This is a genomic window from Spirosoma endophyticum, assembly GCF_900112365.1.
Lineage (GTDB): Bacteria > Bacteroidota > Bacteroidia > Cytophagales > Spirosomataceae > Spirosoma > Spirosoma endophyticum.
On the sequence record NZ_FOLQ01000005.1, the window covers coordinates 262,934 to 280,200 of the forward strand.

Here is a 17,267-nt window from a genome sequence, read left to right on the forward strand (position 1 = left end):
TGTGACGCAGTTTAGTCCGAAAGGTAACAGATAGCCAATTTTATAACTCACCAATATCCTCATTCCAGAGGGTAGGCTTTTCGGCTATGAATTTATCCATCATCTCAACGCATTCAGGCAAATCAAGGTCAATAACTTCCACTCCATGCTGCTCCATAAACTCCCGCGCACCCGGAAACGTCCGTGATTCGCCAACGATTACTTTCGGAATTTTGAACTGCACAATGGTGCCTGCGCACATGTAACAAGGCATTAATGTCGAATAAATAACCGTGTTTTTGAAAGAACCAACTCGACCGGCATTGTTGAGACAATCCATTTCGCCGTGCAGAATGGGATTATTTTCTTGTACGCGCTTATTATGACCCGAAGCTACTAATTCACCGTTTTTGGTAAGGGCCGAGCCGATAGGAATACCTCCCTCGCTTAAACTTTTTTGTGCCTGCCGAATGGCCTCCTGCATGAATTCGTCCATACTATCTCAGTTTACAACAATTTCATCGTTTCGTAATCGCCAACGTGATTCAGGTATAAGAAATCAAGGAGTAACCCATTGACGTTGGTAACGAGTTTATGAGCCTCGGGCAACGTAGCAACTATGCTCGTAATACGTTCATGCTCTGATTCATTGCCCATATTTTTAAGGTGAAAAGCCATTATTTCATCCCGAGGCATTTCTTTCTCAATGAAGAAAAAGTGCATGCCTTCGTCGCTGGTTCCTGTACTGGGATGCCATACCTGAGAATTCAATTTTGTTAGCTCAGCAGCCGTTACGGTCATGCCTATTTCTTCGCCTAATTCTCGGGCAGCTACCTCGTCGGGCGCATCACTGGCGTCGACCATTCCGGCTGGATGCTCGTAGGTTTGAGAACCGTCGGCGATACGTCGTTGCTTCACCAGTACCACAAATTTCTGCCGCGTGTCTTTATCGATTAAACACACCATCATAGAAACAGCATGACCTTTGAGGAATAAGGCGGGTGGAATTTTGTCACCTTCGGGCGTATCGGCGTCTACTTCAAGCATGGCAAAAAGCACTTCGCCATTGTGTCGACGCCGAATATAAAAATCCTTTACATCATTGATTTTCATTCCGTTACTTTCCATCTGGCTTTTCCAGTATCGGAACTTTGTTGCATCCTGAAGGGCCTCTTCTTGCTTACTCATACTAGTTCTTTAAATTTAAGTAAGACGCCAGCACCACACCAGCGCCTTAACAGGTTATTTCTGCGTCAATCGCTGAGCATCGGTGCCAACGTAGCGTTCAAAGAACTCATAGATACGTAGCAACCGATCAATCCGCTGACGAACATTTCCAGATCGGCTCAGTTCGTGCGTAGCGCCAGGCATGCGAACATACTCAACCGGACGACCCAGTATTTTCAGGCTTTTGTACATCATCTCGCTTTGAATCGGCCCCGTACGCAGGTCATTTTCACCATGTTTAATCAACAGGGGCGTTCTAATATTCTGGACAAACGTGTAGGGCGAGTTTGCATCTAATACTTTGGCTTCGGCTGACCAGGGATATGCGAAATAGTTAGGAATCAGCCGCCAGGCATTGCCTTCACCCAGAAACGTAGTAAGATCATAAACACCCCGTTGCGCAAAAGCAGCCTTGAAGCGGTTATCATGCCCAACAATCCAGGCGGTTAGATAACCTGCATACGAGCCGCCCGTGATCACCTGCCGACTCGTGTCCACCCAAGCTTCTTTAGCCGCATCGGTAGCAGCCGCCAGCACATCTTCGGCCGGGCCCGTTCCCCAATCTTTGATGTTTGCCCGCTGGAAATTAAGTCCGTAGCCTCCCGAACCGCGTGGATTGGCATAAACAACACCGTACCCCTGCGAGCACATATATTGGAATTCGTGCCACATCGATACCTCGCCGGGTCCCCACATCGCCGTTGGTCCACCGTGCATATTCAGTAGTAGCGGATATTTTTTACCCGCTTCAATACCAGCAGGCTTCATAATCCAGTAATCGACCGTCTGGCCAAGTGAGTTTTTATAGGCGCGTTTTTCAGGAAAGCTTAGTGTTTTTTGAGCTACCCAATCATTATGGTTACTCAATTTTGTCTGCGTCTTCGCATCCGTATTCGTCAGGTATAATTCCGACGGATTCGCTACTTCGGTTTTTGCGAGAACAACCTGATTCTCCGCTACGTCAAAACTGGTGATTCCATAGATAAAATCTGTTAACTGTGTAACCTGGCGCGTTGCAGGGTCGAGCCGGTAAAGTGGAGCACCTCCGTTAGACGAAGCCGTGAAATAAATCGCGTAAAGGCCCTGTGGACCTTTTTTAGCTTTAGCGGCAACGGGCACGCTTGTCCAGGTCAAATTGCTGGCGGCTCGGTCAAAAGTTACAAGTTGAACGCCCGAGGCCGTTGAGCCTGTGAGCGTCGCCAATCCAATTTGAGAGAAATTTACCCCTTCTGAAGGACTCACCGAAAACGCCAGCTGCTTACCATCGGGCGACACCTCGGGCGAACCATAGCTTTTCCCCACTTCACCCAACACCTTCGTTCGGGTACCAGACCCATCGGCAGAAATAAACACGATAGCATTATCCTGTTCGCGATCGGGGTGTTTAAGGCTATCCAGATCGGTTACTGCCAGTAAGCCCTGGCCGTTAGGCAACCAGTTAGGTGATTGAAACGACGTAAAGCCCCGAGTTAGTGGTTTCGCGCTAGCGCCTTCCCGTACGTCGATGCTATACAGGTGTGTAAAATTCATCTCAGGTTCGGTCGTAGCCTCGCCTTGAAAGTTCAATCGGTTAAACACTTTGGCTTTCTTATCCTCAACATCCTTGTTCAGATATGCCCGTATCTCAGCCAGTGACCCATCGGGATTGGGCTTTATTTTCTTATCCGTCCGAATAAAATCATTTGTCGCAAAGCCCGGTTTTTCCAGCGACCAGGAAGGTGTTCTTTTGGCTGGATTGATGATGCTATCCTTAAGCATTTCAGCCATCGTCAGGGTTGACGTAAACGTGATCCGTTTACCATCCGGCGACCAAAGTGGCCCCGACGCTGCATACGGGCCGTTGGTCAGTTGCCAGGCTTCTCCCCCATCGAGTGGCATAATAAACACCTGTCCCTTGCCTTTCACCGTTCGAACGAACGCTACGCTCTTCCCATCGGGTGACCAAACCGGCTGCCGGGCCGACTCTGCGCCATGTGTCAGCGCTTTGCTGTCACCCGGTTTCAGGTTGGTTAGATAAATGTGGGTTTTGTATTCATACTCCTCTTTTTGATCGGGGTTAGTTTCAATCGTTGCCAGGGTATAAACGGCACGCTTCCCATCAGGAGCGAGTTCAATCCCGCCAACCTGTTTGATACGGGTCAGATCGGTAACAATAACTTTCGATTTTGTTTGGGCGTAAACCGTCGGCGCCGTTAAGGCGACAAGTAGAAGAATTCGTAATCGCATCGTTTGTTGATTAAGTTAATAATGGAAGGTACCGTTCTCGAATGATATTGACGTGATGCGTAGCGTGGCCGACTAGTACAAAACCAAGCGCTAACACCGAAATTGTCTGATTAAAGGCGAAACCACTACGTAGCAGCATGTCCTCATCGAAACTTTTAAATAAGGCGATAGTCGATTGCCTAACCGCAGCATACTCTTCATACAGATCGGCAATGGTTCGATGGATCGCGTTCGTATTTCGTCCAAATAACTCTTCATCGTAACCAGGCAAAGCTGTTTGGTCATTACGGGCGAAACGCATAGCTCGATACGACATAATACGTTCGTTATCAATAATATGCTGCAGAATATCTTTCACCGTCCACTTATCGGGCGCATATCGCAGATCACCAAGAGCTTCCAGTGTTTTCGCGGGAAGCAGGTTCTCAAACGAAGCGCCTTGTGTCAGGGCGTCAATAATGAGCATGTTATCAGCCAGATTAATATATCTGTCGAAGAACTGCGGCATTATGGGTATTTCAGATTTCGTCATAGTCAGGTGGCATCTATTCAATACACAAACTCCCCGAAAGTACTGAACTTTCGGGGAGTTTTCATGGCTTGGAAAGCCGATAGGGCACAATTCTTTATTTTTTTGCTGTGCCAGGCTTCGCTATAGTTGCCGTACCTACTAGCTCAGTAACCAACCGATCGGCTTTATAAATGTACCGCATGGCTGCTATGATACCTCCCGCATGAACCGAAATCGTGCGGTTGGCATCAGGTACAAAAATGAACTCACCTGGCAGGCTTTCCATATTCCCGTCAAAGGCCAGGCCAACCGCTTCCAGGTTTTTATTGATCATCGGACTACCCGAATTTCCACCGATAATATCGTTGGTTGAGATGAAGCACATCGGCTGTTTCAGCAACTCCATCGGCGGATTTTTCCATCGCGCAGGCAAATTCCAGGGCGCTTTATCGGCAAATGAATAATTACGGTCGTATAACCCTGCGAAGGTTGTGAGAATAGGCGCTTTGGTGCCGTTATAGTCGAACGACTTCACCACGCCATCATTGATACGTAATGAGAACGTAGCATCAGGTGGAACGGCCGTGCCATAGACGTCGTAAAGCATCCGGCCCAGTTGCCCATGCAATACCTCCTGATTCTGCGTAATTTGCCGGGCCTGTCGACCGGCCGCTACGTAACGAGGAAAACCAATACGTGCCAAAACAAGCAACGGATCATCTGACGAACCAACGGCGCCCGGCCGGGTCGATAACTCTTTTATAAAGGCTGGGTCGTTTAATTTTGTGTGTTTGATCAAATAAGCCGCGGCTTCTTTGGGTGTCCGGGTTTTTCCATCTGGGCCCGTCAGAGCGGCTTTTACATAAGGGTCATCGTTACCCAATCCGATCTGCGCTTCGGTCAGGTGAGCGGCCAGATAGGCTTCATCGAGGGCAAGGTTTTTCACATTTGGTGCCTCCATCAATGAGCGGGCCCGTTCTGCATCCTGCGGTCGTGATGTCAGTAACTCTCCAAATTGCGTCGCTACGTTGGCAAACGTCATCAATTCACCCATGGTACGTTCGCTGGGGGCCAGGTAATTGGCATCTCTGAATATACTCCGCAATTGAGCTGTATTAGAGGCAATTTCGTCCCAGGTTTTAAGTTGGGCAGGCGGAAGATTTTTGGCTTTTGCAGCCATTTTAAATTGCTCTTCGAATACCGCTTTTCGGGCCAGCAAACTAGCATCACGTAGTCCGGCTAATTGACCACCGTAGGCTTTCAGGCTGTTGTCGTAGCTGAAAATTTCGTTCAGTATGCTATCGCTTTTCGCCGTTTCATTGTAAATTCGTAAGGCATCAGCGCGGTTTTGTAGCATTTGAATCGTAGCAGGCGTTTGTAAATCCCGGTCAAATTCAAGTTCAGCTACTGTTTTCAGACGCTCTGTATGACCGGGGTTTCCAATAACGAAAATCGGTTCACCATCCCGTACACCGCTCGGATTGAACTTAAAAAAATGAGCCGTTTTCAGCGGTTTACCATTATCATATACCCGAAAAAACGAGCAATCCAGCGCATAACGTGGGTAAGTAAAGTTATCGTAATCACCCCCGAAGAAACCAAGGGCAAGTTCGGGCATGAACACAAGCCGGACATCGGTATAACGTTTGAAACCGTAGAGCGAGTAGCGGCCGCCACTATAAAAGACAATGGTCTGTAACTCCAGACCTTTCCAGTCAGCTTTGGTACCGTATTCTCGTTTAATATCCTCAAATGTTTTTTCACGAGCCTCCAATTGCGACGCATCTGTCTGCCCTGCGCTGGTCATAGCATCCTGCACGCGTTTCGTGATGTCTTCAATCTTTACTAATTGATCGACGAACAACCCATCTACTTTGCGTTCTTCAGCAGGCGTTTTGGCAAAGAAACCTGTGGCATTCAGGTCTTCACCTTTTCGAGTCACGCCCGTTCCCGACTCGCGGGCGCAGTGATGATTGGTCATAACCAGGCCATTCGCCGACACAAACGAGGCTGAGCAGTAGTCGGCAAAACGTAGCGAGGCTAGTCGGGCTTCGTCGAACCATTTTTCATCAGGAGAGAATTTGTATGTTTTGCTGAAATAGTCCCTCGGTGGATTGTCGAACGTCCACATTTTACCCAAATCCAGCGGGCCGCCCTTGGCTGGATCAGCACTGCTTTCGAGCGTAGTGTTGGGCGATACTTGTATGGTTTGGGCCAGCGTCTGACTAACCACATGAGTTAGCAGTAGACTTGCCAGAAGAACGGGGCGGAGATTGATGTGATATAGAGACATTTACAAACGGTTGGTTGTCTGTTAAAACGTGAATTTAGGCCAAACGTTTTGTCCGCTACGTTATCAAACTACCAGATTGGCCTAATTCTAAAAGTTTAACCGAAGCTTAATCGGTATGCTTTAGGCTATTTTCGATGATAGCTATCTAACTCATGAATTGCAAAAAACAAATTCGATAGCTATGAAAACTTCAAAATTGCTTAAGCTTTTGACAGCCCTGATGCTTTTAGTATCTGTGAGCAGTTGCACATCTTACTACGGCAGACCCAATTACAGCCGACATTATGGCTATAGAAGGCCTATTGGTCCACCATCACACCCAAGGCCTTATGGTGGTAATTACGGCTATGGCCGTCCTGGTTGGTAAACAGTCGTTATAACTGTTTAAAACTAAAGGTGCAGGCTTACTTAGTCTGCACCTTAGTATGAGTAACAGCCACAAGGAACTCATAAGTTGGTTTTGCGCTTTATTGGTCATTTGGGAAAACTTACCCAAACACCACCGTCACTTAATTCATCCTATGAAGCAAACACGTTTACTTATAACGTTTATGTTATGCTGCCTTTTGCAATCTGTTTTTGCTCAACAATCGTTGCCTATGAACACGCTGAAAGTGGGCAAAATTCGCGGCAGCCTTTATCTTACCTGGGGCTATAATCGGGAGTGGTACACACGTAGCACCATTCACTTTCGCAACACAACGACGGATAATTACGACTTCACGTTTATTAACGCGAAAGCACACGATCGGCCTGACCTGCACGATTTTTACAAGCTTAATAACCTGACTGTTCCTCAATACGACCTGAACGTAGGCTATTTTTTCAATGACAGGCACGATCTGGGAATTGAGTTGAGTTGGGATCACCTCAAATATATTGTCACTGATAATCAGGTTATTCACGTACAAGGGCAAATCAGAGGGCATCAGATTGATAAAGACACGTTAGTAACTCCTGATTTTGTCCATTTGCAGCATACCAATGGCAACAACTACCTGATGCTCAATCTAGTGAAGCGACAAAAAATATGGAGTTCAAAGTATCTTCAACTAAGTGGGATCGGGAAAGTAGGCGCTGGACCATTAATTTCATACACCATCTCGACCATTCTGGGAAACAACGACGAAGGGTATTTTCACTACCATGGCGTAGTAGCAGGCTTAAGTGCAGGGCTGAAGCTCGACATTTTTACTTACTTTTTCCTGCAAACTGACCTTCAGGGTGCCTGGGTTGATTACACCAATACCCGACTCGGAGCCGATCATCAGGGGCTGTCCACGCAACATTTTTATTCGTTGCAATACAAATATCTCTTTGGGTTCAATTATCCCCTTGGCCGACGGAAATTATAACATCAGCCAAGGGAAAATGGATTTTATGCCCGCTCATTCTGGGTGACCATTTCCTGCCCTACTTTATCGTCTTTCCGTACGAAAGGTCGGATAATGATACGTGTACCACGCTGATACGTAAACAGTCGATATATCCAGTTGCTGAATACAATCAGCTTACTCCGGAATCCAACCAGATACCAGATGTGTACGAAAAGCCAGGCCATCCAGGCAATAAACCCGCCGAGGTGAATATTGCCGGGTAAATCGGCTACAGCCCGACTTCGTCCAACAATGGCCAACGATCCTTTGTCGAAATATTCGAATGGCGTCGTTGGCTCGTTCTTCATCATCTTGCGGATGTTTTTCGCTAAATGAACTCCCTGTTGAATGGCCGGTTGTGCCACACCCGGGTGTCCTTTCGGGTAATCGGGTAACTTCATGAAGGCAATATCGCCAATGGCAAATACGTCGGTCAGGCCCTGCACCCGGTTAATTGGATCAACCAGAATCCGGCCTTTCTCAGTGGATTCGGTCGGGATACCATCGATCATAGCGCCCGTTACGCCCGCACCCCAAACCAGGGTTTGCGTTTTAATTTGCTCCCCCCCTTTGAAGGTTACCGTCTCACCGTCGTAGTTTTCGACCATCGTATTCAGTTTGATGATAACACCCATATCTTCGAGGTAGCGCTGCGCATTCTGACCCGCTTTGTCCGACATGGGTGGCAATACTTTGCCCAGGCCTTCCACTACGTAGATATGCATCTGGCTAAAATCCAGTCCTGGATAGTCGCTAGGTAATACGTGTTTACGCATCTCAGCCAGCGAACCCGCCATTTCGACCCCCGTTGGGCCCGCACCCGCAATAACGAAAGTCAACAGGCTTTGCCGTTCGGCGGGGTCGGTTGTGACGCTGGCCTGTTCAAAACATTGCAAAAACTGACTTCGCACATTGAGTGCTTCAGGAATGGTTTTAAGTGGGAATGAATATTTCTTAATCTGCTCATTCCCGAAATAATTAGACTTCGATCCACTGGCAATCACTAAATAGTCATAGTGCAGATCGCCAATCATGGTCGTAACCGTTTTAGTTGCTGGGTCGATCTTATTGACCCGAACCATCCGATAATGAAAATCGGTGAAGTCATCGAACATCTTCCGGAACGGCTCAGCAATAGCATCTGGCTCCAATCCGGCCGTAGCTACCTGATATAACAGTGGCCAGAAACCGTTGTAATTCTGTTTATCGAACAATACGATCTGCACTCCCGTATCGCGTAGGCTCTTGGCTAAATTCATCCCCCCAAATCCACCACCGATAATAACGACGCGAGGTTTGGTGGTGTCGGGTATATTAAGAGAAAGTTTATCGAATTGAAGCATAGTCTATATGGCGTCGGCAACGCAGGTTGTTTTGTCTTTAGTACCTTATTGTCAGACGTTTTGTTTTACTAACAGAACAAAAAATACCGTATTCAAGTGCTACTGTACGGATAGTTATATGATTTCGTTATTAGACATGTTAGTAAGCGTGAAAACATACGTAGTAATTCCGAACGACCACTCGGACACCGTAAGTCTTCTTATTTACCTTGATATTTCCCGGTATGCACGTAGGTTTATTCAGCCTGTTCTTTTTATTAGTTTGCCACAGTTTACAAGCCCAGACGTCGACGGTTCGCTTTACAGTCAGTGGTTACGTTCGGGAAACCGGTAGCCAGGAAGCGCTGATTGGGGTAAATGTTTACCTGCCAGGTACAACAACCGGCACTATCACCAATACATACGGTTTCTATTCTCTGACACTTCCCACACAGGATAGCCTGCGGTTAGCTTACTCATTTGTGGGGTATGAAACGGTTGAACGTACTGTTTTCTTCCGAAGGAATCAGATACGGAATGTATCGCTTACACCCGGCCGATCGCTATCGGAAGTGCAGGTGAAAGCGGGGACGATGGTCGAAAAAGTTAGCGAAAGCGCCCAGATGAGTTCGATTGACGTCCCTATCGCTCAAATAAAGAAAATACCGGCATTCCTTGGCGAAAAGGACGTATTAAAAGTGCTCCAGTTAATGCCGGGCGTTCAGAAAGGATCAGAAGGACAAACGGGTATTTACGTTCGCGGGGGAGGCCCAGACCAGAACCTCATTATTCTGGACGATGCCGTGGTCTACAATGCCAGCCACCTTTTTGGTTTCTTTTCGGTCTTTAACGGCGATGCGATCAAGAGCGTCGAATTGATAAAAGGAGGGTTTCCGGCTCGGTATGGCGGTCGACTTTCGTCAGTCATCGACCTGAATATGAAAGACGGTAATCGCGAAAAACTGCACGGCGAAGGTGGTATCGGCCTGATTGCATCCCGGCTAACGCTCGAAGGACCGCTTACCAAAAACAAGAAGGGATCTTTTCTGGTATCGGGTCGGCGAACGTATCTGGATATCGTAGCAGCTCCTATCATCGACGCCCAGACGCAGGGCCAAACGCAGGCAGGTTATTACTTCTACGACCTCAATGCCAAAGCCAACTACGATTTCAGCCCAAAAGACAAAATATACCTGAGTGCTTATTTTGGCCGCGATCGGTTTTATGCTCATGATAATGTCCAAAATACGGATACGGGTCTGAGATGGGGAAACGCGACTGGCACGCTACGCTGGAATCACCTCTTTAACCAGAAACTCTTTTCTAACACGTCGCTCATTTTTAGCGATTACAAATTCCAGATTTCAGCCGATGAAAAGGGATCAGTGGACAATCTGACGTATTCACTTCGGTACAATTCCGGTATTAGGGATTTTTCGCTGAAATACGATCTGGATTATTATCCTACACCAACTCACTCAGTACGGGCGGGTATCCAGAGTACGTATCACCGGTTTACGCCGAGTGCGGTGGTTTTGCAAAATGCCAGTATTAACCAGTCTATTGACAACATCAGCAATATTGACGTAATAGAATCGGGTATTTATGCGGAAGATACGTGGCGGCCGTCGAACCGCTGGCGCATAAATGGTGGCCTTCGAGTGAGTTATTTCCAGCAGAAAGATGCTGGCTACGTTCGGCCAGAACCCCGAATTTCAGGTGCTTTCACCCTCAAACCTGACTTATCGATCAAGGCATCCTATGCTATGATGAATCAGTACGTTCACCTGCTCTCAAACACAGGAATTGGCCTTCCCACCGACCTTTGGGTACCGTCTACCGATCGCGTCAAACCGCAACAATCACAACAAGTAGCTATTGGCATCGCGAAAGATTTTACGACCGGGGGTGCGTTCGCCAAAGGCCTGACGCTAACTGTGGAAGGGTATTACAAGACGATGGCTAACATTATCAACTACAAGGAAGGCGCCAGCTTTTTGCTCATCAACGATCCAACGGCGGCCAATAGCTTACGCTGGGAAGACAACGTAACGGCCGGACGGGGCTGGTCGTATGGCGCAGAATTTTTACTCCAAAAGAAAGTCGGGCGGTTTTCGGGATGGGCGGGTTACACCCTCTCCTGGACACAGTGGCAATTTGCCGAACTCAACGGTGGACAACCGTATTATCCACGCTATGACCGCCGTCACGACATTTCACTAGTTGGCATTTACGAACTGAACAAGCGGATTACGCTATCCGCTACGTGGGTGTATGGCACGGGCAACGCGCTGACAATCCCGATTGGACGGTATGATACATATCGGGCAAGCAATGCATTGGTGTATGGTGGTACACCGGGAATTGTGCAGAATTTTTTCCAGAATGTTCGTACCTCGGATGATTACGGAACCCAGAAAAACAGTTTCCGTGCCGAAGCCTACCACCGGTTCGACTTCGGGATTCAGTTTCATAAGCAGAAAAAACACCACGAACGAACTTGGGAAATCAGTTTTTATAATCTCTATAACCGCCGGAATCCCTTCTTCTATCAGCTTGAATCAGTGGTGGCAACGTCGAAAACCCCAGCTCGTACGGCTCTATTTCGCTACTCTGTTTTTCCGATTGTTCCAGCAGTCAGTTATAATTTCAAATTCTAGCCGACTCATGAAGATAATATACTCCATTTTTCTTTTTTTTCTTACGGCTCTTTTTCTGAGTTGTAGCAGCCTGCGGAATGAAGTTGACCCCAGCCAGTTAGGCGTTGAGTCAGCTAAACTAGTGGTCAGCAGCTTTCTTTCTCCTCAGGATACTACGTTAGCCGTTAAGGTGACGCGCTCTGCCACAGTAGTGGGCGATAGTATAAGTCTGCTGCAAACCGGTAATAACATAACAGATGCCACAGTTACGCTCTCCGAGGGTAACAAGTCTGTTAGATTACCTTACAACAATGTTTCCAAGAGCGACACGGCCAGAAGTCATCCTTATTATAGTGTTGATGCCCGTTTGTTGCCTATCATAGCTGGCCATACATATACACTTACCGTTGTAACAGCTAACGGCCAGCAAGCCACCAGTACCTGCACGATACCAGCACCGGTTCAGCCAAAAGATATAGTTCTTGATTCACTGAATCGTCGCTATTTCATCCGTGCCAACTGGCAGGACCCCGGCGGGCAAGTAAATTATTATCAGGCTGCTGGTATTTTTCGATATATCCTAACCAGTTGCAAAAGCTGCCAGATGTCAACCAATGACAATCTATCATTCGACGATGATACCCGGGGGTTGTTCAGTGATGCTGGTGTTGACGGGAGTATTATGTTCTCTGGCCGCGCCTATTTAACCCCCAGCGGTCAGCAGGCAAATTTTTATAGCCAGTACAAGACGGCCAGCGTACTCATTAATTTGATGAGTGTCGATCAGGCGTATTACCGCTATCAGGAAGCTGTCATTCGGCAAAGGCGTTCGCGCAACAATCCGTTTGCCGAGCCCGTCCTGATTCCGAGTAATATTGAGGGAGGACTTGGTTGCTTCGCGGGCTATAATAATGCAGTCTTGACGCTAAAATTAAAATGAACGAGCCCCGATCTTCAGTGAAGATCGGGGCTCGCTACGTAGTGATTCTGATATTAATCAGATTATTCTCTATGCACCTTGTACCGCGCTGTTGATAATCTCCGTCTGCTTCCGAATCGACTCCATGTGGATAATCTTGTAGATTTCTTCCACCAACTCAGGATATAGACCCAGTTTTTGACCCAGTTCTGTGCGAGTCTTTAAGATCTCCTTCCAGCGTTCAGGCTGGAACAGCGTTACGTTATTATCACGCTTGTATTCGGCTAGCCGCTCAACGAGAGCCATGCGGGCCGCCAACATTTCTACGATCTGCCGGTCTACATTATCAATACTACGTCGTGATTGTTCCGTAAAGCTCTGGAATTCCAGATTTTGCGACTCAACCTGCCGAATTTGCAAATGATCCAGCATTTCACCGAAAGCTGTGGGCGTCAATTGCTGAGCGGCATCGCTCCACGCTTTATCAGGATCAATGTGCGATTCAACAATCAAACCGTCATAGTTGAGGTCCATGGCCATCTGAGCCAGTTCGTTCAGGTAAGCACGCTTACCCGCCATGTGGCTTGGATCGCCAATGAGTGGCAGTTGAGGGAAGATCGACTTCAGCTCAATCGCCATTTGCCACATCGGTATATTGCGGTATTTGCTGGCTTCACCCGTAGCGAATCCACGGTGGATAGCACCCAATTTCTTGATACCAGCCCCAGCAAGGCGCTCAAAGGCACCGACCCAGAGAGCCAGATCCGGGTTAACCGGGTTCTTTACCAATACAGGCACATCAACACCCCGTAGCGCGTCGGCAATTTCCTGTACGTTAAATGGATTAACGGTCGTGCGGGCGCCGACCCAGAGTATATCGACACCATATTTCAGCGCCAGCTCAATATGTTCTGGAGTGGCTACCTCAACGGCAAACGGCAGGCCCGTTTCGGCTTTGGCGCGCTGAATCCAAGGTAGAGCGGCTTCGCCCATACCTTCAAAACTACCTGGCCGGGTGCGTGGCTTCCAAACACCGGCACGAATAACATGAACGGCCCCCAGCGCCTTTAGCTGACGAGCGGTTTCAACTAACTGATCTTCGGTCTCGGCACTGCATGGGCCAGCGATGATCAGGGGTTTACCGTTGGTCTCAATCCACGATCCCAGCGGCTCTACGGCTAATTCTACCTTCATAACAAACGCGTAATAAGCGAGTAATACGACTACTCTATGGGGAACTTTCTAATCTAATTTTTGGTATATTTGCATAAGGAATCGGCTGTATCTCAAGCCGGTTCCTTAATTTGTCTAAGAGCGTTTTTAGTTTGTCAAAACAAGCCGCGCCGGGAGTTTAATCGATTGATCGAAATTTCGTTATATATTTCGGTCGTCTTAACCGACACGCACTGTAAGCTATGCTAATAGCACCGCCCAAACGGAGCATTATTATGTCGAACCGAAGTAATCTAATGTCGGAGGCTGTTCAGGGAATTACCGATGTAAAACCCGTTTCTTTTGAGGACACTTCGATTGCTTTTTCGTCCCAGTCAGACTTCAAGTTACGAAAGACGTACTGGCTGTTTTCGTTGATGAACCAAGGATGGCTGGTAAATTTAGGGACTTTTTTTATAAAGATTGCCCTACGCCTTCATCTTCCCATCAAATTCCTCATTAAGAACACTATTTTTGAACAGTTCTGTGGAGGAGAAAGTATTCAGGGTTGCGAGAAAACCATCCAAAATCTCCATAATGCTCACGTCGGAACCATCCTCGATTATTCTGTAGAAGGCGAGGAAACCGAAAAAAGTTTCGATGAGACAACCCTCGAAATTCTGCGCACAATCGAACGCGCCAGCGAATCTCCCGACATCCCATTCTCTGTGTTTAAAGTGACGGGAATTGCGTCAACAGAGTTACTGGAAGCCATTCAGATTGGCGATTCACTCAATAAAGACCAGAAGGCCGAATTCGACCGGGTCATGAAACGGGTGGAGACAATCTGTCGCCGGGCTTATACCCGCAATGTTCGAGTCTTCATCGATGCCGAGGAAAGCTGGATTCAGGATACAATTGATACGTTAGCGTATGAGATGATGAATCGTTTCAACCATGAGCGGCCCGTCGTCTATAATACGTACCAGATGTACCGCTGGGAAAGCCTTGATCATCTACGACGCGATACAGCCGAAGCACAGGCTAAAGGGTATTTTCTTGGCGTAAAACTGGTTCGGGGTGCTTATTTAGAAAAAGAGCGGCTCCGGGCCCATGAAGAAGAATATCAGGACCCGATTCAGGCTACAAAAGAAGATACGGACCGGGCGTTCAATGAAGCGATCGACTTTTGTCTGGAACACCGTAACACGATCTCGATCTGTTTAGGGACGCACAATGAATACAGTTGCCAATACTGTATTCAACAGATGAAGCGATTGGGTATTGAGCCCAATGATTCGCATATTTATTTTGCGCAGTTGCTGGGTATGAGCGATAACATCTCCTACAACTTAGCCAATGCGGGCTATAACGTAGCTAAATACGTTCCTTACGGCCCTGTTGATTGTGTAATGCCCTATTTATTTCGCCGGGCCGATGAGAACAAGTCCATTGCCGGGCAAAGCAGCCGGGAGTTCAACCTGGTAAGTGATGAATTGAAACGTCGGAAAAATTGCCGAATGTAGATCCCATAACACAGCCTTCCGGTTACCGGAAGGCTGTGTCTTTTTTAACTGATTGGTACAGATAATCGGGGAATTGCCGAGCCGCCAAAGCGGAGCCATACTGTGCCGTACTTCTTATTATGATTCAGAAAAATCCATTCAAGTTTTTCCTTCTAACGCTGCTATTGATTGCCCTCGATCAAGGCGTGAAGCTGGCCGTTCATTTTTACATGGCTCCCGGCTTTGCGGGTCAGGTTAAACTTGTTGGCGACTGGTTCAAACTTCACTACGTATTGAATCCAGGAATGGCCTTTGGTATGCAACTGGGTCATGAGTACGGCAAGTTGCTGTTAAGCATCTTCCGGCTTTTTGCCATGGTCGGAATTGGTTATTATCTGGTTCATCTAGCGCATAGAGGAGCCCCAGATGGTTTGCTCTGGGCCATGTCTATGATTCTGGCCGGAGCTGTCGGAAACGTCATTGATAGTACGTTCTACGGTGTCTTTTTGAACAACGCTCCCTATGGTTCGCCTACACCCTGGTTCCACGGGCAGGTAATCGATATGATTTTTGTAGACGTTTGGGAAGGATTTATTCCTGAATGGGTACCCGTCTGGGGAGGCCAATATTACTCGACGCCTATTTTTAACATAGCAGATTCCTGCATTTTCATCGGTGTCTGCCTGATTCTGTTTTTTCAACGTCGGTTCTTTGGTGAGCAACACGCTGAAGATAGCCTTCTGCCTATTTCCGGGCCAGATGCCACCGAGGCTTCAGTTTTGCCAACACCCGAATTCATTGACGAAACTCAGGAAAATGAGCCACGTACTGATGAGAGCGACGATAATTCCAGCGACGATAGTCAGCCTGTTACGCCCGAATCCGTTTTGCCAGACGAACCGAAACGTACTGAATAGATCTGCTGAAAGCTTTCTACTAGTTTAGAACGTTCCGAAAACTTCATCCAGATTACCTCACACATAAAAAAATCCCTGGTTCAATGTCTGAACCAGGGATTTTTTTATACGCTCAATTCAATTGAACTTACATGAATTACTTACTACCACCCGCCTGACCGCTCGACATCAGATTGAAGAACTGATCCAGTTTTGGGGTAATAATGATTTCTGTCCGGCGATTTTGCTGACGACCGGTAGGCGTCATGTTATCATCCTTCGGGCTAAACTCTGACCGGCCACCCGCTGTCATCCGCTCTGGCGCTACAGCAAATTTGCTTTGCAGCGTCCGCACGACCGACGTAGCACGCAAGGCGCTTAAATCCCAGTTGTCTTTGATAGAAGACGTAGCAATGGGGACAGCATCGGTGTGACCTTCAACCAGAATATCGAGTTCTTTGTGATCGTTTACAACCTTAGCCACTTTACCCAGAACGGTTTCGGCAGCCGGCAAAACTTCATAGCTCCCCGATTTGAAAAGAAGCTTGTCAGAGAGTGATACGTATACGACACCTTTCTTCACTTCAACCTGCACATCCTGATCATTGATATCATCTAAAGAGCGCTTCAAGCTCATGACCAGCGCCAGGTTCAGAGAATCTTTCCGCTGAATCGACGAATTAAGATTATTGGTGTATTTGGTCTGTTCATTCAACGTTTCAAGCGATTTCTTGATGCTTTCAGCACCCGCTTTACTCACAATAGACAGATCCGACATCCGGTCAAGAAGGTTGGTATTCGTCTTTTTAAGGTAATCGACTTGCGCTTGCAGATCAGAGACTTGCTTGTCTTTACCTTGCAGATCCGTGTCTTTGGCTGATAATTGCGTGCGCAAATCAGCGGTACGTTGATCACAATCAGTGAGAGATGCCACAGCTTTATCACGGGCTTCCTGAAGAGATTTAATTTCGGCCAATCGCTTCTTACTATTACAGGAAGCAAGCATTGCAACAGCTGCAAAAACAATCAAAATTCGTTTCATACAAATGAAAGAGAAATAACGGGTAATGATAAGTTAGGTTCGAACGATATTGGTTATTCGCGAATCGTTTTGCAAAAGTACGTGATTCTACTTAACCTTAATGAAGGCATTCTTCATGTAAAACAATTCTGCTTACATTATTTCCTTATTATTTTGCTATTTTTTTCAAAAATGCAATTT

The 17,267-nt window shown here is 47.2% G+C and carries 13 protein-coding genes; 5 read left to right on the top strand and 8 right to left on the bottom strand.

The annotated features are described in order from the left end of the window. Window positions 1–40 precede the first annotated feature (40 nt). From BM202_RS15930 to BM202_RS15950, 5 genes are all read right to left on the bottom strand, one after another. The gene (locus tag BM202_RS15930) at window positions 41–475 is read right to left on the bottom strand and encodes a nucleoside deaminase (protein WP_093827778.1); all 435 of its coding nucleotides are present in this window, start codon (window positions 473–475) and stop codon (window positions 41–43) included. 11 nt (window positions 476–486) lie between these two features. Beyond that, a complete protein-coding gene (locus BM202_RS15935; protein ID WP_093827780.1) occupies window positions 487–1,167 on the bottom strand; it encodes an NUDIX hydrolase in 681 nt (226 codons plus the stop codon). A 54-nt stretch (window positions 1,168–1,221) separates the two neighbouring features. Beyond that, complete coding sequence (locus BM202_RS15940; RefSeq protein WP_093827782.1) at window positions 1,222–3,432, bottom strand: S9 family peptidase; 2,211 nt, start codon at window positions 3,430–3,432, stop codon at window positions 1,222–1,224. Between the two features lie 10 nt (window positions 3,433–3,442). Then, on the bottom strand, window positions 3,443–3,964 hold the full coding sequence (locus BM202_RS15945) for a DinB family protein (RefSeq protein WP_093827784.1): 522 nt from the start codon (window positions 3,962–3,964) through the stop codon (window positions 3,443–3,445). A 94-nt stretch (window positions 3,965–4,058) separates the two neighbouring features. Beyond that, entirely contained in the window at window positions 4,059–6,236 is a 2,178-nt protein-coding gene (locus tag BM202_RS15950) for a S46 family peptidase (protein ID WP_093827786.1), read from the bottom strand. 599 nt (window positions 6,237–6,835) lie between these two features. Between BM202_RS15950 and BM202_RS15955 the strand changes: the two genes are divergently transcribed. After that, complete coding sequence (locus BM202_RS15955; protein ID WP_245776675.1) at window positions 6,836–7,591, top strand: hypothetical protein; 756 nt, start codon at window positions 6,836–6,838, stop codon at window positions 7,589–7,591. Window positions 7,592–7,614: 23 nt separating this feature from the next. Here the strand turns inward: BM202_RS15955 and BM202_RS15960 are convergent, their stop codons facing one another. Beyond that, a complete protein-coding gene (locus BM202_RS15960; protein WP_093827788.1) occupies window positions 7,615–8,955 on the bottom strand; it encodes an NAD(P)/FAD-dependent oxidoreductase in 1,341 nt (446 codons plus the stop codon). Window positions 8,956–9,179: 224 nt separating this feature from the next. On the opposite strand from BM202_RS15960, the gene BM202_RS15965 reads away from it, so the two are divergent. Both BM202_RS15965 and BM202_RS15970 read left to right on the top strand, forming a co-directional pair. After that, the gene (locus BM202_RS15965) at window positions 9,180–11,594 is read left to right on the top strand and encodes a TonB-dependent receptor (protein ID WP_093827790.1); all 2,415 of its coding nucleotides are present in this window, start codon (window positions 9,180–9,182) and stop codon (window positions 11,592–11,594) included. Window positions 11,595–11,601: 7 nt separating this feature from the next. Next, window positions 11,602–12,513 (top strand): DUF4249 domain-containing protein, encoded by a 912-nt coding sequence (locus BM202_RS15970; RefSeq protein WP_093827792.1) that lies wholly within the window; start codon window positions 11,602–11,604, stop codon window positions 12,511–12,513. A 69-nt stretch (window positions 12,514–12,582) separates the two neighbouring features. Here the strand turns inward: BM202_RS15970 and BM202_RS15975 are convergent, their stop codons facing one another. After that, a complete protein-coding gene (locus tag BM202_RS15975; RefSeq protein ID WP_093827794.1) occupies window positions 12,583–13,686 on the bottom strand; it encodes a chorismate mutase in 1,104 nt (367 codons plus the stop codon). Between the two features lie 275 nt (window positions 13,687–13,961). On the opposite strand from BM202_RS15975, the gene BM202_RS15980 reads away from it, so the two are divergent. Together BM202_RS15980 and BM202_RS15985 are read left to right on the top strand one after the other, a co-directional pair. Then, on the top strand, window positions 13,962–15,170 hold the full coding sequence (locus BM202_RS15980) for a proline dehydrogenase family protein (RefSeq protein WP_093828085.1): 1,209 nt from the start codon (window positions 13,962–13,964) through the stop codon (window positions 15,168–15,170). A gap of 119 nt (window positions 15,171–15,289) precedes the next feature. Beyond that, window positions 15,290–16,066, top strand: a complete 777-nt coding sequence (locus BM202_RS15985) for a lipoprotein signal peptidase (protein WP_093827796.1) — start codon at window positions 15,290–15,292, stop codon at window positions 16,064–16,066. Window positions 16,067–16,202: 136 nt separating this feature from the next. Here BM202_RS15985 and BM202_RS15990 read toward each other — a convergent pair whose 3' ends face one another. Further along, window positions 16,203–17,087 (bottom strand): OmpA/MotB family protein, encoded by an 885-nt coding sequence (locus tag BM202_RS15990; RefSeq protein ID WP_093827798.1) that lies wholly within the window; start codon window positions 17,085–17,087, stop codon window positions 16,203–16,205. Window positions 17,088–17,267 lie beyond the last annotated feature (180 nt).